This window comes from Marinobacter sp. HL-58, assembly GCF_001314605.1.
In the GTDB taxonomy this organism is placed as follows: domain Bacteria; phylum Pseudomonadota; class Gammaproteobacteria; order Pseudomonadales; family Oleiphilaceae; genus Marinobacter.
This window is the reverse complement of sequence record NZ_LIHP01000021.1, coordinates 213,708-234,677: the sequence shown is the minus strand read 5'-3', so window position 1 is coordinate 234,677 and position 20,970 is coordinate 213,708. Positions and strand designations below refer to the sequence as shown.

21 protein-coding genes are annotated in these 20,970 nt (G+C 58.2%); 10 read left to right on the top strand and 11 right to left on the bottom strand.

The genetic code is table 11. The annotated features are described in order from the left end of the window. The first annotated feature begins 145 nt into the window (after positions 1-145). A complete protein-coding gene (locus HLUCCO03_RS18870; protein WP_027830386.1) occupies positions 146-604 on the top strand; it encodes an NfeD family protein in 459 nt (152 codons plus the stop codon). Positions 605-606: 2 nt separating this feature from the next. After that, positions 607-1,641, top strand: a complete 1,035-nt coding sequence (locus tag HLUCCO03_RS18865; RefSeq protein ID WP_027830385.1) for an SPFH domain-containing protein — start codon at positions 607-609, stop codon at positions 1,639-1,641. Positions 1,642-1,666: 25 nt separating this feature from the next. Here HLUCCO03_RS18865 and yfbR read toward each other — a convergent pair whose 3' ends face one another. Further along, positions 1,667-2,260 (bottom strand): 5'-deoxynucleotidase, encoded by a 594-nt coding sequence (gene yfbR / locus HLUCCO03_RS18860; protein WP_027830384.1) that lies wholly within the window; start codon positions 2,258-2,260, stop codon positions 1,667-1,669. Positions 2,261-2,366: 106 nt separating this feature from the next. On the opposite strand from yfbR, the gene HLUCCO03_RS18855 reads away from it, so the two are divergent. Next, a complete protein-coding gene (locus HLUCCO03_RS18855; protein WP_027830383.1) occupies positions 2,367-3,179 on the top strand; it encodes a transporter substrate-binding domain-containing protein in 813 nt (270 codons plus the stop codon). A 9-nt stretch (positions 3,180-3,188) separates the two neighbouring features. On the opposite strand, the gene HLUCCO03_RS18850 is transcribed toward HLUCCO03_RS18855, so the two are convergent. After that, the gene (locus HLUCCO03_RS18850) at positions 3,189-6,104 is read right to left on the bottom strand and encodes a DUF748 domain-containing protein (RefSeq protein WP_027830382.1); all 2,916 of its coding nucleotides are present in this window, start codon (positions 6,102-6,104) and stop codon (positions 3,189-3,191) included. Between the two features lie 179 nt (positions 6,105-6,283). On the opposite strand from HLUCCO03_RS18850, the gene pdxH reads away from it, so the two are divergent. From pdxH to HLUCCO03_RS18825, 5 genes are all read left to right on the top strand, one after another. Further along, a complete protein-coding gene (gene pdxH, locus HLUCCO03_RS18845) occupies positions 6,284-6,919 on the top strand; it encodes a pyridoxamine 5'-phosphate oxidase (protein ID WP_027830381.1) in 636 nt (211 codons plus the stop codon). Further along, positions 6,900-7,649: a 4'-phosphopantetheinyl transferase superfamily protein gene (locus HLUCCO03_RS18840; RefSeq protein WP_292016768.1), complete on the top strand. Its 750-nt coding sequence runs from the start codon at positions 6,900-6,902 to the stop codon at positions 7,647-7,649. Before pdxH ends, HLUCCO03_RS18840 begins: the two co-directional genes overlap by 20 nt. A gap of 2 nt (positions 7,650-7,651) precedes the next feature. Continuing rightward, positions 7,652-8,239, top strand: coding sequence for a DNA-3-methyladenine glycosylase I (locus HLUCCO03_RS18835; protein ID WP_027830380.1), 588 nt, complete (start codon positions 7,652-7,654; stop codon positions 8,237-8,239). Positions 8,240-8,350: 111 nt separating this feature from the next. Further along, positions 8,351-8,656 (top strand): DUF6482 family protein, encoded by a 306-nt coding sequence (locus HLUCCO03_RS18830; RefSeq protein WP_027830379.1) that lies wholly within the window; start codon positions 8,351-8,353, stop codon positions 8,654-8,656. Beyond that, entirely contained in the window at positions 8,653-9,105 is a 453-nt protein-coding gene (locus tag HLUCCO03_RS18825) for a DUF3429 domain-containing protein (RefSeq protein ID WP_027830378.1), read from the top strand. Before HLUCCO03_RS18830 ends, HLUCCO03_RS18825 begins: the two co-directional genes overlap by 4 nt. Before the next feature lie 51 nt (positions 9,106-9,156). Here HLUCCO03_RS18825 and HLUCCO03_RS18820 read toward each other — a convergent pair whose 3' ends face one another. From HLUCCO03_RS18820 to HLUCCO03_RS18780, 9 genes are all read right to left on the bottom strand, one after another. Continuing rightward, a complete protein-coding gene (locus HLUCCO03_RS18820; protein WP_027830377.1) occupies positions 9,157-10,155 on the bottom strand; it encodes a sigma-70 family RNA polymerase sigma factor in 999 nt (332 codons plus the stop codon). A gap of 120 nt (positions 10,156-10,275) precedes the next feature. Beyond that, positions 10,276-11,718, bottom strand: coding sequence for an aspartate kinase (locus HLUCCO03_RS18815; protein ID WP_027830376.1), 1,443 nt, complete (start codon positions 11,716-11,718; stop codon positions 10,276-10,278). A 51-nt stretch (positions 11,719-11,769) separates the two neighbouring features. Next, on the bottom strand, positions 11,770-13,038 hold the full coding sequence (gene ectB, locus HLUCCO03_RS18810; RefSeq protein WP_027830375.1) for a diaminobutyrate--2-oxoglutarate transaminase: 1,269 nt from the start codon (positions 13,036-13,038) through the stop codon (positions 11,770-11,772). Between the two features lie 132 nt (positions 13,039-13,170). After that, positions 13,171-13,686, bottom strand: a complete 516-nt coding sequence (ectA, locus tag HLUCCO03_RS18805) for a diaminobutyrate acetyltransferase (RefSeq protein WP_027830374.1) — start codon at positions 13,684-13,686, stop codon at positions 13,171-13,173. Positions 13,687-13,835: 149 nt separating this feature from the next. Beyond that, entirely contained in the window at positions 13,836-14,552 is a 717-nt protein-coding gene (locus tag HLUCCO03_RS18800; protein ID WP_292016767.1) for a hypothetical protein, read from the bottom strand. Between the two features lie 75 nt (positions 14,553-14,627). Then, on the bottom strand, positions 14,628-14,786 hold the full coding sequence (locus HLUCCO03_RS18795) for a hypothetical protein (protein ID WP_292016766.1): 159 nt from the start codon (positions 14,784-14,786) through the stop codon (positions 14,628-14,630). A gap of 2 nt (positions 14,787-14,788) precedes the next feature. Continuing rightward, positions 14,789-16,192: a sodium:solute symporter gene (locus HLUCCO03_RS18790; protein WP_027830373.1), complete on the bottom strand. Its 1,404-nt coding sequence runs from the start codon at positions 16,190-16,192 to the stop codon at positions 14,789-14,791. A gap of 427 nt (positions 16,193-16,619) precedes the next feature. Beyond that, positions 16,620-17,582, bottom strand: coding sequence for a radical SAM protein (locus HLUCCO03_RS18785; RefSeq protein ID WP_027830372.1), 963 nt, complete (start codon positions 17,580-17,582; stop codon positions 16,620-16,622). An 86-nt stretch (positions 17,583-17,668) separates the two neighbouring features. Next, entirely contained in the window at positions 17,669-19,858 is a 2,190-nt protein-coding gene (locus tag HLUCCO03_RS18780) for an FAD-dependent oxidoreductase (RefSeq protein ID WP_036197131.1), read from the bottom strand. A 227-nt stretch (positions 19,859-20,085) separates the two neighbouring features. Between HLUCCO03_RS18780 and HLUCCO03_RS18775 the strand changes: the two genes are divergently transcribed. After that, the gene (locus tag HLUCCO03_RS18775) at positions 20,086-20,706 is read left to right on the top strand and encodes an RNA polymerase sigma factor (RefSeq protein WP_027830371.1); all 621 of its coding nucleotides are present in this window, start codon (positions 20,086-20,088) and stop codon (positions 20,704-20,706) included. Beyond that, a complete protein-coding gene (locus tag HLUCCO03_RS18770; protein ID WP_027830370.1) occupies positions 20,700-20,960 on the top strand; it encodes an anti-sigma factor in 261 nt (86 codons plus the stop codon). The genes HLUCCO03_RS18775 and HLUCCO03_RS18770 overlap by 7 nt, the downstream gene beginning before the upstream one ends. The last annotated feature ends 10 nt before the right edge of the window (positions 20,961-20,970 follow it).

Here is a 20,970-nt window from a genome sequence, read left to right as displayed (position 1 = left end):
TACTCTAACACCTGTTCCGTCACGGGATATGGCAATAATGCATTGGCATGCCGGGCATTAGAGTCACTATCGGTGACCCGTGCCTCGCTGACAGGGTACAATCCGTCGCCCCTATCAATTTTCTGTCACTGACAGGTGTCTGTATATGGAATGGAGTCTTACGCATTTCTGGCTGATCCTTGCCCTGGTACTGAGTCTGGCGGAGCTGACATCCGGCGTGCTGGTTCTTCTGGCGCTGGGTATAGCCGCTGCGTTGACCGCACTGCTTGCCTTTCTGGGCCTGCCATTCGAATGGCAACTGGTGGGCATGGGCATCTTTTCGGGCATTCTGGTGCCGGTAGCCGTACGCTGGATACGGCCCCGGTTCAGCCCCAGAGGCGTAGCCTACGGCACCACGGGAACCGGAGTGGAGCAGGGGCGGCGCTACCACACCCTGAAACGGGATTTCGACGGTGCCAGCGGTATCAAGGTCAACGGCGATTTCTATCGTCTGCGCACCAGCGATACCGGTATCACCGAACTGCCGGAAGGCACGGAAGTCATCTTCGAACGTTTTGACGGCACCACCGCCGTTGTCCACACCATCACACACAAGGAGCAGTAAACATGGAATCGGTTATTTCCCCCGGGCTGGTCATCAGCCTCATATTTGTCGTCATCGGCATTTTCATTATCGCCAAGGGTCTGGTGATCGTGCGCCAGTCCGAGGTGATGGTTATCGAGCGGCTCGGGTCGTTCAACCGGGTGCTGGAAAGCGGTGTGAACATCATCATTCCGTTCATTGAACGCCCCCGGGCCATCATCATGACCCGCTATGTCCGTATGGGTGACGAGTACCACCCCAGCAGCAGTTTTGAAACCCGCATCGACCGCCGCGAAACCGTGATGGACTTTCCCGGGCAGCCCGTGGTGACCACTGACAACGTCACCGTGAATATCAACGGTGCGCTGTATTACCAGATCATCGACCCGCGCCGCGCTGTCTACGAGGTGGCCAACATGAGCCAGGCAGTGGAAGTGCTGGCAAAAACCACCCTGCGTTCGGTGGTGGGCAAGATGGAACTGGACAAGCTGTTCGAGTCCCGCAGCGAAGTGAACAATGCAATTCAGGCCGAAATGGAAGAAGCCGCCTCCAAGTGGGGCGTCAAGCTGACCCGTGTCGAGGTGCAGGACATCAGCATGCCGGAAGAAGTGGAAGAGGCCATGCGCCTGCAGATGGCCGCCGAGCGCAAGCGTCGCGCCACGGTCACCGAGGCCGAGGGTGAGAAATCCGCAGCCATTGCCATGGCCCAGGGGCAGCGGGAATCCGCCATTCTCAACGCCCAGGGTGACAAGGAATCGGCGATCCTGCGCGCCCAGGGTGAACAGGAGTCCATTCGCCTGGTGCTCAGTGCCATCGGGGATACCGAGGACAACAAACAGACGGTTATCGGCTACCTGCTGGGCCAAAGCTACATCAAGGTACTGCCGAACATGGCGAAAGACGGCGAGCGGGTCTTCGTGCCTTACGAATCGTCTGCCCTGCTGGGCTCCATGGGCATGTTCCGGGAACTGGCCGGCAGCCCCGAGGATATCGTGCGTCAACACGTGAAGCAGGATGGCCTGCGCGGCGGCATGGTGGCATCCGCCGGCAACAGCTGAAGCAGGTGAGTGGCCGCCGCCAGCCTTATCCCAGAAGGTTGTCGAGCGGCCGCTGGTAGCTTGGCGCAAACACTTCCAGAAAGTACAGCACTTCCGGCAGGGCATCATCTTCCAGCTTTTTCAGGATATGGCCGGCAGCCGGCTCGAATTCCTTGTTACCCGCCTGCATTTCCGCCTGGCATTTCAGCAGGGCTGACAACCGGTCCGCTGCCTTGATCAGCTCCTGCTCTTCCAGGGTCCACCGGGACTCGCGGATGTAGGGCGCGAATTCATCACGAAGATCATCGGGCAACAGGGCCAGCAGCTCTGCCTCCGCCTTGTGCTCTATATCTCCGAATGCTTCCCGCATCACCGTGGAATGGTATTTGACCGGTGTCGGCATATCCCCGGTAATGACTTCCGTGGCATCGTGATAGAGCGCAGCGGCGGCAATGCGGTCGACATTGACCTGCCCGCCAAAGTGCCTGTTACGAATGATGGCCAGGGCATGGGCCAGTGTTGCCACCTCCCAGGAATGGGTCGCAACGTTCTCTTCAATGGCGTTACGCATCAGCCCCCAGCGTTTGATCCAGCGGAGCCGGGACACATAGGCAAAGAAATGGCTTAAAGGGCGGCTCATAGAAATTTCCCGTTTTGCATGAGTTTATAATTGGCCTCTTCTGACAGTAGTCCAACGGTGATAACCTGAATATGCGTTCAACTGTTACCTGCGCGGACCCCTAATTGTGAACCTCAGACGCTTGTTGAAAACCGCCCTGCTCCTTGCCAGTCTGCCCACGACACTGGGTTTCGCAGGCAGCGTCTTTTCAGAAACCGAGATTACCGTCGGTGTCTATGATTTCCCGCCCGTGGCTGCCATCGATGACGATCAGAGGGTAGACGGTTTGCTCAGCGAGCTTCTGGCTGAGCTGGAGTCTGCCCATCAGGACATCGATTTTCGCATTGTGCACACCTCTCCCAAACGCAGGCACCTGGATTTCGAAGCCGGGTTGTACGACGTTATCTTCTTCGAGAGCCTGGACTGGGGCTGGGAGTCACAACCTGTCGAGGCAACCCGTCCACTGCTGCAGGACGAAGAGGTCTACGTGGCCCTGGACAAGCCCGGCCGAGACCAGAGTTTTTTCGACGATATCACTGCCCACAATATCGCGGTGATTTCCGGTTACCACTACGGGTTCGCCGATATGTCCACAGACGATGCAGAACTGGAAGAACGCTTCCGGGTCGAATTTTCCCACAGTCACGAACGCAATCTGAAAGTGATCAAGGCAGACCGCCCTTCAGTGGCGGAGATTGCCATTATCGGCCGATCCTATCTTGAGATGCATCTGCAACAACACCCGGAGGACAGGGACAGGTTCCTGGTATCCGATACGGTGGACCAGGTCTACCGGCTCCGCATACTGGCCAGGGAAGACGGGCCGCTCAGCGCCGAGCGGCTTGAGCAGATGCTCTGGCCACTGATTGAGAACGGGCGCTACCAGGAAATGGTAAAGCGCCACGGGCTCAAGCTGCCAAATGACCTGGCCGGGCGCTGAAGCGAAGAATCAGCGGGCGTCCAGTTCAAAATCAACCGTGACCCTGCCATCCTCATTGGCACTGGCATCGCGCACCGGGTCAAGCAGGAACAGCTGGCTGTCCGGCACGTCGTACTGCTCCAGCATTTGCTGTCGCAACCAGACGCCCCGGGCGCTGGCCAGGTTGCCCAGCGCTTCCGGTGGCAGGTTGATGTCTGTGATCAGCCGGTCCACCAGCGCCTGCTCCCACTCCTCCTGGCTGAGCTCGCCATCCTCACCGGCAACGTCCTCCCGGAAAGCTTCAAGTGTGGCGCGGTTATCCGAACTGGTGTAGGCCTGTTCCAGGCGCGGGATACGTTCGGAAACCGGCGACGTTTCATCCACACCTAACTGCTCAAACAGCTGCTGCCGCTGCAGACCCTTACTGTCAGCGGCTGGTGAAACCGCGCCACGGACATTCAATACGAGCGCGGGGCGGTCATTCAGCGCGGTACCCAATGCTTCGAGCTTGACCTCCTCGCCTTCAGCCAGTTCAACGCGACCGGCTTCAAAGTTGATCTGGCCCAGTTCTTCTCCTGAAAGGCCAGCAACATCGGCGATCGAACCCAGCATGCTGAACGGGGAAGTTGCAGCTTTTGCAACCAGATTGACGAACGCCCGCATCACCACCTGACCAACGCTGAAATCCGGGTTGTCCAGATCACCGCTGATGGGAAGGTTGATATCAATGACTCCGTCGCGGTCCCTGAGCAAAGCCAGGCCCAGCTTGACCGGTGCGCTGGTAGCCTCCTCACTGGCTACCGCATTGCCAAGTTCGAGGCGATCGAGAATCACGCTGTTTCCGGCATCAATGGTGGTGCCGGTAAAGGTGTAATCCAGGTCAAGGTCCAGCTTGCCACTGTCGACACCGTATCCGAGATAACGGCCAAAATAGGGCGACAACATCGGCAGGGAGAGATCCTCCATACTCAGTTTGAGCTCAGTGGTTTCTTCCGTTCCCAGTGCTCCCACAGCACCATCCAGGGTCATGCTGGCAACGTCTCCGACACGGCCCTGAATCGACACCTTGCCCTGTTGCGGCGCGATATTGCTCAAACCGGTTATGGAACCCCGCAACTGATCAAAACGGGTGGCAAAGGTTGGATCGAGGGTACGATCGGTGTAGGAAACAGCGCCTTCTTCCAGCATCACTTGTCCGATACGGAAGATAAACGCCGGTTCTTTGTCGTCTTCTTTATCTCCGGCTGAGGGCTCTTCACCGGCTTCGTCTGCAGGGGTGGGGCGCAGGATACGTTCCAGGTTGTGGATGCCATCTCCTTCACGAATCACATTGATTGCAGGGCCTGCCAGGGTAACGGTTCCGATTTCCAGTCGCGCAGGAGCAACATTGTATTCCAGCGGTTCAAGACGCAGGTTCTGCCAGGCAACAAGCCGCTCATCGCTGTCGCCAAGGCGAACGTCCAGTGCTGTCACCTCACCGGCGCCACTGAAGGTTCCGGTGAGGGGATCCTGCTGCTGGTCCAGGTCCAGGTTGCCATCCACACTCAGACGGCCATCCCTGACATCCAGGTTCGCCACTTCACTGACATACGCGCCAAACTGGGCAAGAACGATGTCAGAACCGGTTATTCCTGCTTCCAGCGTGAAGGGGGCCGGCGTTGTCTGGCCATCGAACACCAGCCTGCCACCGTCGCCCAGTGAGGCATCTGCGTGATAGTTGACCGGCTCCTCCAGCTGATGTGAGAGCTCATCAACCCGGATGTTCAGGTCCGTTAAAGACAGATCTGCTCCCGTTCGCAACTGCTCATCCCGCCAGTTCACTGAACTGTTGCCCAGCTCCACTCCCGCCACTGACCAGCGGAAGGGCGTATCGGTACCCGCGGTATCGTCTGCCTGCTCCTGGTCAGTTTCCGACTGAAACGGCGCAAGCAGGTTGATCAGGCCCTCAGGGTCCCGTCGCAATGACAGGTTCACCCCATCAATGGTGGCCACCCCCGTGGACAGCTCACGGCTGTTCAGACCAAAGCCGATATCACCGATACGGATACTGTCGGTCTTCAGCAGTGGTTCGTCACTGTCCTCCAGGCCAAGATCCAGATTGTCGATATCCAGTTGCCCGTTGGACGTGCTCAGTAACAGGTCATCGGCGGACTGCAGTTCGTACTCGGAACTCAGGGTGACACTACCATCGCGGAGCTGGTAAGGCAGCCAGGGTTTCAGGAAATGCCGGAGCGTGGTGTGGCTCACGCCTCCCAGCTTGATAAAGCCCTTTGAATACAGCGGAGCAATGCTCAGGTCCCCTTCCCATTCAATGGTCTGGCTGCCTACCGCCGCCAGCATGTAATAGTTGCTGTCAGAGCCCTCACGGGGCCAGGTGGCCAGGTCGTTCAGCGCCAGATCCAGCGGTGTTACCCGGAATTCTTCCTCGCCCTGCTGGCTGTAGTCCCGGAACAACAGCTCACCCCCCGCGACCCTGACGCGATCAAAATGAAGGCGAACCGGCTCCCCGGATGCGCTCTCGTCGGTGCTTGGTTCCGCCGGGGGGTTGTTCGCCTGCCAGTCCCGGGCAAAGTTCACACTGTAGTCTTCCAGCAGATCCAGACGAACATAGGGTTCTTCCAGCTCGATGTTCTGCAATGCGACAATACCGGTAACCAATCGCCACACGCCGAGGTTGGTGTACAGACGGTCAAAGGCAACAACCTGCTCGCCATCGGAGTCCTCGGCCGCAAGGTCCAGGATTTCAACGCTCATGACGAACGGATTCACCCGGATATCTCCGACCTCCGCCTGCCAGCCCATATGCTGCTCAAGCCTGTCCGGTAATGTCCGCTCCAGCCACCAGGGCACCCCCAGGAATCCGATAAGGGCATAGATCACGACCAAAACCAGTACAGCTACCGAGATATTTCTGGCAGACAATCGTCGTGCGCCGTTAACAGCCACCGTTTTCTCCTTGTTGATGATCGGTAACGGACACAAGCCGGTCCCTACCTGTTCCACAAGGATAGTCCGCAAGTGACGGTTTTGTCAGCCGCAATGGCCCCTGAACTGACAAGGAGAGGTGAACCCGATATTCTGTCGGGATCGTATTAATCGACGAATTCACTGCACAGGTAACCCTGATGGACATAAGCGATATGCGCCGCGACTTCGAGAGTGAAGGCCTTGACCGTGACGCTCTCGATGATAATCCGGTCAGACAGTTCCAGACCTGGTTCGGTGATGCCCGTGAAGCGGGCATTCTTGAGCCCAACGCCATGTCTCTGGCAACGTCCGGCAAGGACGGTATGCCCGATATCAGAACGGTATTGCTGAAGTATTTCGACGAATCCGGCTTTGTGTTCTATACCAACTACGGCAGCCGCAAGGCCCGGGAACTTGCGGAAAATCCGAAAGCGGCCCTGTTGTTTCCCTGGATCGGGCTCAATCGTCAGGTACGGATACAGGGCAAGGTGGAGAAAGTCAGCAAGTCCGAGTCGCTGCGTTACTTTGCTTCCCGCCCACGGGGCAGTCAGATTGGTGCCTGGGTCTCGGAACAGAGCCGGGTGATTACCTCCCGGGGGCTTCTGGAGCAGAAAGTTGCCGAGATGAAGCGCCGGTTCAGCGATGGTGAGATTCCGCTACCGGATTTCTGGGGTGGCTACCGGGTGGTGCCGGAGCGGATTGAGTTCTGGCAGGGCCGGCCAAGCCGGCTGCATGACCGGTTTGAGTACCTCAGGCAGGATGACGGGTGGATCATTGAACGACTCCAGCCCTGACTCCGCACCCACCATCTGGCTGTGCCGGGAACCGGTCTCACCGTGCCAGGGAACCCCGGGCTGGCTGACCGCCTTTGAGAAAGGCACGGTCGACAATTTCAGCGGCCTTCGGCGCAGTGAGTACCTGTGCAGTCGCTGGCTGATTCGCCAGGCGCTTGCCGGTACCTCCGGCACTGAAGGTGCAAAGTGTCGCCCGGTCGATGGCCGCCCGGTATGCTCTGAATTTCCGCCGGGGTGGCACCTCTCCCTCAGCCACAGCCACGGGCTGTCAGCCTGTGCCGTATCCGCCACAACCGGGCTCGGGCTGGATATCGAGCCACGCAGCCGGCATCCACACTGGCAGAAAGTGGTCCGGCGGTGGTTTACACCCGATGAGCAGGCCTGGCTGCTTGCTTCCGACCATTGCGAGGATTTTCTCAGGGTCTGGACGCTCAAGGAAGCCTGGCTGAAGGCAACCGGTCGCGGTATTGCCGGCAACCTGCAGACACTGGAAGTGACCCCGGATTTCCGCCTGTTCGGTGATCGCCCCGGTGAAGACTGGATGGCGACCTCGGGCCAGGTTGACGATTTCCTGGTGGCTCTGGTGTATCGCCGCTCCGGAAAGCTGTCACCCTCCGGCAGTCTCTTGCAGCCCCCCGGCGACGCATTGCAGATGGATCAGCCCGCCAGACCCGTTGCCCCGGTGCGCTGGCTGTTCCACACTCCCATCATGACCCGCGAACAGGAGTGATTATGGCCGAACAGAAACGCTGCCCCTGGTGTGGTGACGATCCCCTGTACATGGACTATCACGACAACGTCTGGGGCCGGCCGGAATATGACAGCCTGGCCCTGTTCGAAAAGCTGTGTCTCGATGGCCAGCAGGCGGGCCTGAGCTGGATTACCATTCTGAAAAAGCAGGAAAACTATCGCGCCGCCTACGACCACTTTGATCCCGAGGCCATTGTCCGTTACGACGACAACAAGGTTGAATCCCTGCTGCAGGATCCTGGCATTATCCGCAACCGCCTGAAGGTGCAGTCCATTATCCGCAATGCCAGGGGCTATCTGGCGCTTCGGGACCAGGGCCACTCTTTCAGTGACTTCCTCTGGTCATTCGTGGATGGAGTGCCGGTTCAGAACTACTGGCAAACCCTGGAGGAAGTGCCGGTATACACACCGGAAGCGGAGGCCATGTCCAGGGCACTGAAAAAGAACGGCTTCAATTTCGTCGGCCCCACCATCGTTTATGCCTTCATGCAGGCGGTCGGGATGGTGAACGACCACCTGACCAGCTGCCCCCAGCATTCTGTCTGCAAGGAGCTGGCTGGCAAGGCGTGACCCCACTGTTTCCGCTGCCTGTTTCAGGCGGCCGGATGATCCCAAACGATCCAGCGCTCGTAAGTCCGTGGGTAGCACATCATCCCTGCGTACGACCATGAGAGCAAAACGGTGAGAATAACCCTTGAAGAACTGAGGCAGATGTCCGACCTGACCATCGACCTGCTGGAGATTATCTCTCTGGAAGGCCAGCAGTATATGGCCCGACTGGTCATCGGTGAGGAATACCGCCTGTTATCCGATACCAGGGATCAAACCCGGCTTTTCCGGAGCAGTTGGGAGATCCAGGACATGCTGTCGGCGTTCAACGTCCTATCCACAGACGTGGTTCACCCGTCTGCCTACCATGAGATGGTGGGCATGGAGCCGGCTGATATCGAACCCATGAGAATACGGGTCCAGGGGCGTAACTCGTGATTGCTGTCGCCAGGCTGGCGATTGTCGTTGGCATTGCCGGATTACTGCCCTTTCTTGCCGCCATAGCCGGGCTTTTCATGATGCCCGCCAAAAGCATGGTCATCATCAGCTATTTCTACCTCTACAGCGCCGGCATCCTGGCCTTTATGGCAGGTATCTACTGGCCCCTGGCCATGCAACTGGAAAACCGGTGCTACCCGATTTCCCCCCTTGTCACCATGCTTCTCAGCCAGGTGTTCTTCATTTCCGCCGGCATAGGGCTGCTCTTGCCCGTTGCGGCGCAGATCGTACTCTATACCGTCGCCTATATGGGCCTTTACGTGGTGGATGCGCGCTGGATGAGGGGATACTGGCCTGACTGGTATCTGAAGCTGAGGCTGGTGCTGACGTCCGTGGTCCTGTTATGTCAGGTCGTCGCCGGCACCTGGTTTTTTATGGCACATGGCTGAGATTTCGTGGCTCACTCCTGACTTCGGATCAGGGGCCTGAACCTCCGGAGCCTAGCTCCGGAGTACCTGTTCCGGGCTTTCAACCAGGTTCCTCAATTTCTTGAGAGCGCCCTTTTCAATCTGCCTCACCCGTTCGCGGCTGATGCCGAGATGATCGGAGATCACCTGCAGGGTTTCAGGCTCCGGTAAGCCGAGACCGAAACGCCGGGCCAGTACATCCTGCTCCCGTGAGCTCAGGTCTGCCAGCAGGGCTGCCAGGGTGCGCATACGGTCGCGATGGACCATGTCGTGATCCGGTGCAGACTGCTCACCGGCACTCAGGCTATCACCCAGGGTCACGCCACCTTCCATGGAAACCGGCATATCCACCGATACTTCCATGTTGGCAAGGGCACGGAGTTCCCCGATGCGGGATGGTGATACTTCAATCTCCCGCGCCAGCTCACTCTGTGATGGCGTGCGACCCAGGGTCTGGTGCAGGGCAAGGGATTTTTTCTGCAGCAGGCGAATCTCGTCCACGACATTCTCGGGTGTATGCACCAGGCGGGTACCGCGCTTCATGCAGCGCTTGACCTCTTCACTGATCCACCAGTAGGCGTAGGTGGAGAAACGGAAACCCTTGGTGGGATCGAATCGTTCTACCGCCTTGATCAGACCGACATTGGCATCCTGAATCACGTCCGACATCGGGATACCGCGGTTGGCGTAGCGCCGGGCAATATGAACCGCCAGTCGCAGGTTGCTGCGGATCAGCCGCTGGCGGCTGTCAGTGGCAAGATGGTAGGCACGGCGACAGCGGGTCGAGAACGCACAGGCGTCACCCAGGCTCCCTACCACTTCGCGAAAGGTTTGTGGCGTATCGTCCGGCAGGCCCAGGTCCTCCGAGATCACCCGGTAACAAAAGGACAGTCTGCGGGAAAGACGGCGCTCACCCTCGTTGGTCAACAACTCGTAACGGGACGCATCCCTGAAGTACAGCCCTACAAGGGATTCCGTTTCGCCGGAGTGGGCTATGGTCGGAGACGGCCCCGGGCTCTGAATGTCATTCATGGCACAGGTTCCGATCGCAAATTTATAAAAGATACGCGCGGAACAGGGCCATGGATTCCCGTCTACCGGGGCCGGAACCACCCATTGCGGAAATTACCGACAGGGAGAACCCTGCCCGGATCAGGCCGCTACGATAGCGTACTCGTGGTTATAGGGTTCAATCAGCACAGCGTGGAGCGCCACGATCGTCTTCTTGTAGGCATCTTCGTCTACGACAAACTGGATATCCACCTGTCGCATGCACTGATGCAGGGCGAGAATATTGATTTCCTCGTCCGCCAGGGCCTTCACCGATCGTGCGAGGATGCCCGGTATCTTGATGTCACTGCCGATGGCAGAAACTATCGCCACCTTGCGGGTACTGATTTCGGCGTTGGGGAACTCGTCCTGCAGCGCCTTCACCACCCGTTTGACGTGCTTCAGGGTGCTGTCCACGTAGTGGGTGATGGTATTGGCGTTGGTGTCTTTCGACACAAACCTCACCTTGAAGCGGCCAAGCACTTCCAGAATGCGGCGGTCAGAACCGGGCTCCCCCTGCATGTCCTGGTCAAACACCTCGATCGCAAACACGCCCTTGTTGCCAGCAATGATCTCCACCTGGGGCTTCTCACTGACATAATCGCCGGTGATCAGGGTACCGGTGTGTTCCGGCTCGAAGGTGTTCATGACCCGCAGGGGAATCTCATTCTGGCGCATGCCCTTGCCGGCACGGGGATGGATGGCTTCCATACCCAGATTCGCCAGCTGGTCGGCCACGTCATAGTTGGTGCGGCCCAGGGGCACCACCTTGTCTGCGCCTACAATGTTGGGGTCGGCGGAGCTCAGGTGATACTCCTTGTGAATGATGGCCTCGCGGGCGTTGGTGATCACCGCCACGCGGCTGAAGGTCATCTCGCTGTAACCCCGGTCAAAGGTACGCATCAGGCCTTCCTTGCACTGGGCGTAGCCGGTAACGATGGGCAGCTCGCGAGTCAGGTCAACCGCATCGAACGCCTGCCTGAGCTTTTCATCCAGCGGCAGGAGCTCGTTGTCACGCCAGCCTGTCAGGTCCACAAAACGGGCATTGATGCCTTCCTGCTGAAGCTTGAGTGCAGTATTGAATGCGCTGTGGGCCTCGCCAATGCCTGCCAGCATTTCACGCACCGTCAGCAGGTGCTCTTCGAGCTGGAACTGGCCGTAGGAACACAGGCGTTGCAGGTCAATCAGGCAACCGCGAACACCTTCAATCCGGTCGGTAATAAACTGGTCCGCCTGCTGCTTGAGCATGGGATCTCCAAACAGCTCGCCGTTGATATCGGTCAGGAACTGGATCAGCTTGGTGAGGTCATCGCCCCAGGCCCAGTCGGATTCCGCATCGGCAAACAGGGCGTATACACCCGGCTCTCCGGTTTTCTTGTGTTCCAGCAGTTCGTCGGTGACACCGCCGTAGGCGGAGACCACGAAGATGCGCTGGTAGAGGTCGTCCTTTTCCCGCCCGCCGAGAATGATGTTGTCGCGTACGGCCTCGTAGTTACTCATGGAGGTGCCGCCAATCTTCTCTACGGTATGTTGTTCGCTAGTCATAGTGTTACCGTCGTTATCCTGCAGAATGAATTTGGGGGAATGGCAGGCGTCTCAGGACGCCTTGCTCATTCCTTCCTGCATGATTTCATCCACGCTTTCTGCCAGAAGTTTAGCACCTTTGCGCAGATCATCCTCGCTGGTGGTCAGCGGCATCAGGCATTTGATGACTTCATCGTTGGGGCCACTGGTTTCGATAATCAGCCCCTTCTCAAAGGCACGGCTGGTGATCCTGTCCGTGAGCTCGGCGTGAGTGGCTTCAATGCCGCGCATCAGCCCCCGGCCCTTCATACTGAACTCGCCGGGGTACTTGTCGCAGATAGCCTGCAGGCCATCGCCGAGCACCTTCGTCTTGGCCTTCACCTCATTGGCAAAGGCATCGTCTTTCCAGTATGTCTCCACCGCCGCACGGGCTGTCACGAAGGCCATGTTGTTGCCACGGAAGGTGCCGTTGTGCTCACCCGGGCCCCAGACATCCAGCTCCGGCTTGAACAAAACCAGTGCCATGGGCAGCCCGTAGCCGCTCAGGGATTTGGACACCGTCACGATATCCGGCTTGATGCCGGCAAATTCGAAGCTGAAGAACTCACCGGTACGACCATTACCGGCCTGGATATCATCCAGAATAAGCAGTATGTCGTGCTTCCGGCACAGCTTCTCCAGGCCCTGCAGCCACTCGGCACGGGCCGCATTCAGGCCACCCTCGCCCTGGACGGCCTCGACAATGACCGCAGCCGGCAACTCGAAACCGGAGGAGCCGTCGGACAGCACCTTGTCCATGATCTCGAGCGTGTCTACGTTCTCGCCCAGATAGCCGTCATAGAACATGAAGTCCACGTTGCCCAGCGGGGTACCGACACCGCCACGGTGGTGCTTGTTGCCGGTTGCGGCAACGGCACCCATGGTGACGCCGTGGAAGCCATTGGTGAAGGAAATAATACCATTGCGGCCTTTCACCTTGCGGGCCAGCTTGAGAGCTGCTTCCACACAGTTGGTACCGGTGGGCCCGGTGAACTGCATTTTGTAGTTCAGCCCACGGGGGTCGAGAATGTACTTCTTGTAGGACTCGATGAAATCATGCTTGGCGGTGGTAAACATATCCAGCCCCTGGCTGACACCATCGCTTTCAATGTACTCGAGCAACGCTTTCTTGAGAATGTCGTTGTTGTGGCCATAGTTCAGTGACCCGGCGCCAGCCAGAAAATCCAGGTATTCCTTGCCGTCTTCGGTGTAAAGGTGCGCATTCTTGGCACGGTTGAAAATCACCGGAAAGGCACGGGAATAGACACGTACTTCGGATTCAGTCGACTTGAAAAGTTCCATGTTCTTGCCTCTTAGCATGTCAGGTTCGAGGTAGTTGTGCGGTGGCACGTTGGTTAAGGCCGTTATGACAGATTCACCTCAGCAATCTGCCGGCCGGTCCAAACAGGGGTATATCGTTTTCCGGGAAGGCTTTTATACCGGTTTTGTGAAAGGCCCGATGCGGAGCAGGAACTCGGAATCGTGCTCACCGCCGAAGTGGGTCTCTTTCTCAAAATGCTCGTGATAGGTGAGCTCTGCACCCATGTCACGGGCAAATGACCGGAACAACGCCCAGGAGGCCTCATTGTCTTCAGTGATGGTGGTCTCCATATGGGTCACGTTCTTGCACGCATCCCGGGCCACAATCGCCTTCAGCATCCGCTTGGCCAGACCCTGACCACGACCTTTCTCGTGCACGGCCACTTGCCAGACAAATACGGTTTCGGGCTGTTGGGGGGGAATATATCCGGAAATAAAACCGACCAGATCGCCGTCTATCTCCGCCGCCACGCCGGTTTCGGCAAAGTGGCTGCACTGCAGGAGGTTGCAGTAGATCGAGTTGGGGTCCAGCGGTGGACACTGGGCCACCAGCTGGTGGAGCCTGTAGCCATCATCCTTGACCGGTACCCGGAGGCTGATGGCGGTGGTATTCGAGCCTTCTGATGTCATAACGTGATCGATTCGCCTCAAAAAGTTAGCGTTGAATTATATAGACCACAAAATATATTTCAAGTCAGGGTTACTGAACACACAACGGGCTTTACCGCCCCACCCCTAAAGAATAGACCGGATTCAGGCAGGCGCCAGTGACCGTTTCATTAGATAGCGGAAGGAAACACAACCTGATCTGGCTTCAGGGATGTTCCGCCGGTTATACGGCTCCGGTAGGATACCGAGGCCGCTGAACCAACGGGCCAGAGCTGGTCAAACCGCGGCAACCAGGCATCCCGGTCATAGTCGACGGGCACCAGGGATACATTCAGGCCATGACGTTCAAGGCCGGCTACCGGCTGGGCCAGGGGGCTTGTCAGGGCAATGCGGGTGATCAGCCCCCGCGGGTCCCGTGACAGGTTTCCCATGCCCGCCGAGCCATTATTAACTACTATGCGACTGCGACCTTCCGCGATGCCCGCCCAGAGTGCCGGCAGGCAGGTATGGGTGGAGGCAATCACATCAGCGCCGGAGTGACCGAACCACTCTGCAAGTTTCGCCTCGTTACCAGCCACAAAGGATTCATGGGCCAGACCCCAGCCGGCCAGGGACTCGGGATCACCATGCACCACTAAAACCTTTAGGCCTCCAAACAACACGCAGCGGTAACGGGGCAGTAGAGCCAGCCGCTCCTGGATATCCGGATGATCACCAGCCACCCCCTGAAGCCGTTCCATGATGGCATTGGAGCGCGCCACCACAGACTCATCAACAAAATCCGGGTAGGCACAGCCACAGCCGGCTCCCTCGTTGGGATTGGCAAGCTCGTAATCGACATTGCCCAGGCTGACGGTGTGATCCAGCACGCGGCTGTTGATCTCCATGAACAGGCTGTCATCGGCGTTGAACCAGTTAAAATCCCCGTTGAAAATCAGCCTTACCCTGTGCCCCTGCCGTTCTTACTGAAGCGCCATCCGCTCGATTTCATCAAGGGCGTAAGGGTTTCCGTAGAGCCCCCCGATAATGTAGAGCACGTCTTCAATAACCTGAGCGGGTTCCCGGCACAAGTCGGCAGCCCGGTATCGATAGGCCAGGGGACAGCTTCTGCCTTCGCTCATTCCTACACCTCACCCGCGGCCAACGACCGACCGGCAAGCCGGCGCGCCAGCAGCGGCAGGAAGAACCCGGCGGTGCAAATCAGAAAGCCATAAGTATTGGTGCCCAGCAGCAGCGCATAGGCGCCCTCGCCAATGGCCCAGCTCGAAGGAATCAGCCCCGCCGACAGCAGAATGCCAAGCCCCAGCCCGGTCCAGAAACTGAGATGGAAGCTCCAGGGCGACCAGCGGGTAAACCCGTAAAACAGGAACACCGGCGCCAGCCCCATCACCATGGTGCCGGAGATGGTGGTGGCCAACAGGATGTCGGTGCCGGCAAACATCGGAATGTTGCCCAGGAAGGCGAAGATGATCATGATCACCGCGCCAACCCGCACACTCGGCAACCGGTCCTTCGCCCGCTTCGCCAGGCGCGGCAGGTCCACCGCCAGTGACTTGGCCAGGGAACTGAAGGTGGAATCCAGCGTGGAGCCCGCCGAGGTCATCATGATGACGCTCATAAAAAACAGCGCCGCCAGCCCCAGGGACTGCCCCACGGCAGCCGGCGCATTACCCATGGCCTCAATGCCGTTCAGCCGCGCATGCACACCCACCAGACTGAAGATAAACACCGCCACAAAGCCCAGCAGCCCCGCCACCACGAAGCTCTTGAGCATGGTTTTTTCCTTGTTCACAAAGCCCCGGTCGGTCAGCACCGGATCGTGGAAGGGATAGCTGAACATCTGCAACAGCGCCACCAGCAACAGGTCGAAACCGGCATTGAGTTTGAACTCGCCGTTGGTCAGCAGGGCACTGGTGTCGTTGGCGGGAATAATCAGGAACAGCACCGCACCCACAAAGAACACGAACACAAAGGTCTGGATCACATCGGTGAAAATCGACGACCGCAGCCCACCCTTGAGGCTGTAGGCCAGGGTAAACAGGGTGAACAGCATGGCCGCGCCCCAGTATTCCCACTCCCCAGGCAGGCCGAAGTAACCGCCCACCACGGCAGTATTACTCCAGACCTCGTTATACAGCCGGATCAGAATCGCCGCCGCAAACGCCAGACTGGCCAGCCGCCCGAAGCGGGACGTCAGAAAATCCTGCAGGCTGCGGGCCCCGGTCTGGGTACGAATCAGATAGATGATGTAGCCGGCCACGGGAATCGACAGCCAGTAACTGGCATACGCCAGCCCCCCGGTCACACCGTAGGCCGCACCCAGGTTGGCGGCGTTGGTTACCGACTTGGCAAAAATCCAGCTGATAAAAATACTCGCCGTCAGCGACCACTGCCCCACCGGATTACCCTGGTCATCCGCCCCCTTGTAGAACGAATTGGCGTTTTTGCTCTTGGGCGACAGCACATACATCACCACGCCATAGACCACCAAAAATCCCCAAAACAGAGTGGCTTCCATAAAATTCATCGTCTGTCTTGTCCTCGTTCTCTACCTTGTTTTCCGGTCATCCGGGGCTTATCCGGTTACCTCTGAGCACCGTGCTTGAGTCAGTGGTGGAGGGGGTTCAAAAAAACGCCCGTGAACCCATCCATGGGGGGCTTGGTCGCGCCGTCCATGGCGCTCCACATTTTTTGAACCCCCTCCACCACTGCCTCGTTCATACTTTTCAGCATGCCGTCCCCGATCCACCAGACACAGCAACCGAGTTCAAGAAAAGCGTTGTTTTACCCAACGAATTGCAGTGGCTAACCGCGGTCTGGGGGTGGTGTTTTATTTCCGCCAGGAAAAAGGTGTCTGAGCGAAGCGAGTTCTTTTTCCCAAGGAAATAAAACACCACCCCCAGGCCGCCAATGACCAGCAACCAGTCCTACCAAACAAACCACCCAGGCCCAAATCAAACGGGCGCCGAACAACTGGCCCCAAACCGGTAGCACGAAAAACACCGGTGATGCCGCAACATGATGCGCTCATCCATGCTCTCCGCCAGGGTACCGCCAAGGTCATACTGCGGATCGTCGTCCACCAGAGTGCAGGCATAGACCCTCACCTGGTCATCCCGCTTTACCAACATGCGCGTGTAGGTGCACATGAAATGGGAACGGGCTTCCCTGGTGGGATACTTCTCCATGCAGGTTTCGGTGATCTCCGGGCTGCCGTCTTCCGAGCCCGGTGTACCCAGGTCCGGGAAGGCGGTGAAGGCCAGGGTTTCCGGGATGCCCCATTCGCGGAAGATGCTGCGGAAGGCCGCTTCCACATCCGCAGGGATTTCGTCCGGATCGGTCTGGCGGGCGATGGAGACCTTAAAGCCCTGGTGCACCAGCCAACGGATGCCCTCCAGTGCCTTGTCGAAGCTGCCTTCGCCCCGGTCCACGTCGTGGCGGGCGCGGTCGGGGAAGTCCAGGCTGACTCGGAAGTGGATCGGGTAGGGGTTGTCCAGCAGTGGCAGCACCTTGTGCCGACGCTTGAGCAGCGGGTCGGTGGCGTTGGTGAGCACGAAGCAGGGCCGATGGTGGCTGGCGTAGTCCAGGATGTTGATGAAATCCCGGATCACAAACGGCTCGCCGCCGGTAAAGGAAAACTGCTCCACACCCATGTCCAGGGCTTCGTGGATAAACGGCTTCACATCGCTCAGCTTCATGCCGGGAATGCGGCCGTCGCCGGGGTGGGAACCCTCAAGGCAGAAGGGGCAGGCCAGGTTGCAGGCGGTGCCGGTGTGAATCCATAACTCCTTGAGCTTATCCGCGTCAATATAACCGCGCGGGTCGCCGTTGCGGGTGTGGGTCCAGCTGTCGCGGGCCCGGGGTTCCAGCACTTCAACGGCGGGAATACGTCTTTCGGCGGTTTGGGTCAGGGGCATAGCTGCTCCGTGTTTACGGTGAATCTTTCGTTACTGACACATGAATGACACCGGTGTTACGCAACCGGTGCCATTATTTTTCTAGTTTACGTTGTAACTTCCCGAGCGGCCTTGTCACCGGACTGCTTGCCCCGACGCCAGCCGTGGAGTTTCTCCAGAAGCCGGAGGATGCCTTGGGGGGCATGCTCCCGCTTCCATTCGCCGGCGGCGTACTTGGCGGATTCGTTCCAGGTCGGGTAGGGGTGAATGGTCCCCAGGATCTTGTTCAGGCCCAGGCCGTGCTTCATGGCCAGGGTGAATTCCGCCAGGATTTCGCCTGCGTGCATGCCCACCACAACGGCACCCAGAATCCTGTCCTTACCCGGCGGCGTGAGCACCTTGATGAAGCCATAGTCCTCGCTCTCGGCAATGGCACGGTCCAGGTCGTCCAGGCCATAACGGGTGACTTCGTAGGCTATGCCCTTCTCCTTCGCTTCTGCCTCGCTCAAACCTACACGGGCCACTTCCGGCGAGGTGAAGGTCACCCAGGGCATGACCCGGTAATCCACCCGGAAGCGTTTGAACTGGCCGAACAGGCCATTCACCGCTGCGTACCAGGCCTGGTGGGCGGCCGCATGGGTAAACTGGTAGGGGCCGGCCACATCGCCACAGGCGAAGACATTGGGGAAGCGCATGCTCATGTCTTCCTCCACCGGTACCGTGCCATTGGGCAGGGTTTCGACACCGATCTTCTCCAGACCGAGGCCTTTGGTGTTTGCAGCACGGCCGACAGCCACCAGGACCTGGTCAAACGGAATCCGGACGCGCTCGCCATTGTGCTCACAGTAAGCCACCTTCTCTCCGTCCTCGACGGCAAATTCCTTCGCGGCATGGCCCAGCCGAAGGTCAATGCCGTCCTCTTCAAACTGCTTCCTGACTACCTCGGACACATCGGCGTCTTCCTTGGCCAGCAGGCGCTCCCCCATTTCCACCTGAATGACCTTGCTGCCAAGGCGGGCAAAGGCGTGGGCAAGCTCGGAACCGATGGGGCCGCCACCCAGCACCAGCAGGCGCTCCGGCTGGGTTTCCAGTGACCACAGGTTGTCGGAGGTCAACGGCTCCATATCTTTCAGCCCCGGAATCGGGGGCATGGCCGGCTTGCCGCCGGTGGCCACCACGATACTGCGGGCAGTCAGCCGCTCGGTTCGGCCGTCGTTATGGACCACTTCCAGTTCCCAGGGTGATACGAAGCTGGCGGTGCCAGAGATGCAGTCCACACCCAGTTTGCGATAGCGTTCCGGAGAATCGTGGGGCTCTACTTTCGCAACCACGTCTTTGACACGATTCATGATGGTTTTGAAAGAGCCCTTAACCGGCACGGCTTCAAGTCCGTAGCGATTGGCATGGCGCAGGGTATTGGCTGCCTTGGCACTGCGGATGAGTGCCTTGGAGGGTACGCAACCGGTATTCAGGCAGTCACCCCCCATCTTGTCTTTCTCGATCAGCGCCACCTTGGCCTTCACCGCCGCGGCAATGTAGGCCGACACCAGCCCGGCGGAGCCGCCACCGATTACCAGCAGGTTGTAATCAAAGGATTCGGGCTTCTGCCAACCGGCATAGACCCGGCGCTTGCGAATGTAACCCACCACAAACTTGGCGATCAGTGGAAACAGGCCCAGAAGTGCAAACGACAGCAGGATATTGGCGGAAACAATGTCGCCGGTGGATTCAATTTTTGAAAGCTGGGTACCCGCATTCACGAACACGAACGTGCCTGGCAACATCGCCACCCAGCTCACCAGGGCGTAGGTTTTCAGCTTCATGGCCGTCAGGCCCATGGCCAGGTTGATCAGGAAGAAGGGAAACACCGGCACCAGGCGCAGGGTCGCCAGGTAGAAGGCGCCATCCTTCTTGATGCCCCGGTCCATTTTCGCAACCGTTTCGGCGTATTTGTCCCGCAGGGTATCCCGCAACAGGAAACGGGCAACCAGGAAGGCCAGAGTAGCGCCGATGGTCGAGGCAATGGACACCGCAATCAAACCATACAGATTCCCGAAAAACGCCCCCCCGCCAAGGGTCATGATCACCGCACCCGGCAAGGACAAGGCGGTAACAACCACGTAGACCACAGCGAAACCGAGAACTGCGATCAGAAGATTCTGGCTTATCCATTGCTCTATGGACGACTGGTGTTTCTGCAGGTTTTCCAGCGTCAGTATCTCGTGTCCCCCGAAGCTGATGAACAGCGCGACTACGGCAGCGATAATGACAAGCAGGATGAGCTTCTTCGAGTTCATGGCTAAATCCATAGGTTATGAATTAAAACGTTGTTGCCTTCAATGACACTGCCAGGCGCTGGATGTTACACCAGCTTCAGTCTAAACTTTTTTGAATGAATACTCACAAATGCCGGAACTTATCGGTGAAACAGTGGACACACAGTAGTTCGGGCAGTTCCGGACAACTGGCAAACCCCCTATAACAATGCCTGACTCTGGCCCCACAATTTCCGAGGGTATACGGAATGGAAACCGCAAAACACCAATCTGATGAGGATATCCTCATCAATGGCCTGAAATCCGGTGATCAGGCCGCTTTTCACGAAGCCGTGCGTTTATATACACCGGGCATGCTGGCAGTAGCCCGCTTTTACCTGGACCCGTCCTCGGCGGAGGAAACCGTACAGGACTGCTGGGTTACGGTCATTGATGCCATTCAGAAATTTGAAGGCAGATCCGGCCTGAAGACATGGCTTCATCGCATTGTTGCCAACAGGGCCAAGAATCATCTGAGAAAAACAAAACGGGAAGTCAGTTCCGATTTTTCCGAAACGCTGGATCCGGAACTGGCTGATCGCTTCGCACACAATGGCCGCTGGGCTACCCCACCAGGCCTGAAATCCAACGAATCGGCCCAGGCGTTGATGGAGAACGGCGCACTGAGTGACTGCCTGGACCAACATCTGGCTGCATTACCGGAAACCCAGCGCTCCGCTTTGATGCTGTATGAGGCTCACCAGCATAAATCCGATGATGTGTGTAACATTCTGGATGTCAGTGCCTCTAACCTGAGGGTGCTCTTACACAGGGCACGGCAGAGAATTTTTCTGATGGTCGAGACATTCCAGGAGACAGGCGAATGTTGATGTGCCGGGATCTGGCCCGTATCGCCAGTGATTACATTGATGGCGAACTGGGCACCATGGACAGGGTGTCGGTGAAGATGCACTTGCTGATGTGCGGGCATTGCCGCACATTTATCGGCAACCTGCGGGCCAGTATCGACCTCATGAAGGCACATTCCAGCCAGCAGGTGGATGAGGAACTTGTCCACCGGATCGACAGCCGCATCAAAGAACGGCTTGATGCCCAACGTTCCCGGAAAAACGATTCCGAGTAATTGTCCCCGG

Bases quoted from the DNA above. Each gene is read 5' to 3' on its own strand.
- HLUCCO03_RS18870 (WP_027830386.1), top strand. From the start codon at position 146: ATGGAATGGAGTCTTACGCATTTCTGGCTGATCCTTGCCCTGGTACTG.
- HLUCCO03_RS18865 (WP_027830385.1), top strand. From the start codon at position 607: ATGGAATCGGTTATTTCCCCCGGGCTGGTCATCAGCCTCATATTTGTC.
- yfbR (WP_027830384.1), bottom strand. From the start codon at position 2,260: ATGAGCCGCCCTTTAAGCCATTTCTTTGCCTATGTGTCCCGGCTCCGC.
- pdxH (WP_027830381.1), top strand. From the start codon at position 6,284: ATGGACATAAGCGATATGCGCCGCGACTTCGAGAGTGAAGGCCTTGAC.
- HLUCCO03_RS18835 (WP_027830380.1), top strand. From the start codon at position 7,652: ATGGCCGAACAGAAACGCTGCCCCTGGTGTGGTGACGATCCCCTGTAC.
- HLUCCO03_RS18820 (WP_027830377.1), bottom strand. From the start codon at position 10,155: ATGAATGACATTCAGAGCCCGGGGCCGTCTCCGACCATAGCCCACTCC.
- HLUCCO03_RS18815 (WP_027830376.1), bottom strand. From the start codon at position 11,718: ATGACTAGCGAACAACATACCGTAGAGAAGATTGGCGGCACCTCCATG.
- ectB (WP_027830375.1), bottom strand. From the start codon at position 13,038: ATGGAACTTTTCAAGTCGACTGAATCCGAAGTACGTGTCTATTCCCGT.
- ectA (WP_027830374.1), bottom strand. From the start codon at position 13,686: ATGACATCAGAAGGCTCGAATACCACCGCCATCAGCCTCCGGGTACCG.
- HLUCCO03_RS18800 (WP_292016767.1), bottom strand. From the start codon at position 14,552: ATGGAGATCAACAGCCGCGTGCTGGATCACACCGTCAGCCTGGGCAAT.
- HLUCCO03_RS18795 (WP_292016766.1), bottom strand. From the start codon at position 14,786: ATGAGCGAAGGCAGAAGCTGTCCCCTGGCCTATCGATACCGGGCTGCC.
- HLUCCO03_RS18790 (WP_027830373.1), bottom strand. From the start codon at position 16,192: ATGAATTTTATGGAAGCCACTCTGTTTTGGGGATTTTTGGTGGTCTAT.
- HLUCCO03_RS18785 (WP_027830372.1), bottom strand. From the start codon at position 17,582: ATGCCCCTGACCCAAACCGCCGAAAGACGTATTCCCGCCGTTGAAGTG.
- HLUCCO03_RS18780 (WP_036197131.1), bottom strand. From the start codon at position 19,858: ATGAACTCGAAGAAGCTCATCCTGCTTGTCATTATCGCTGCCGTAGTC.
- HLUCCO03_RS18775 (WP_027830371.1), top strand. From the start codon at position 20,086: ATGGAAACCGCAAAACACCAATCTGATGAGGATATCCTCATCAATGGC.
- HLUCCO03_RS18770 (WP_027830370.1), top strand. From the start codon at position 20,700: ATGTTGATGTGCCGGGATCTGGCCCGTATCGCCAGTGATTACATTGAT.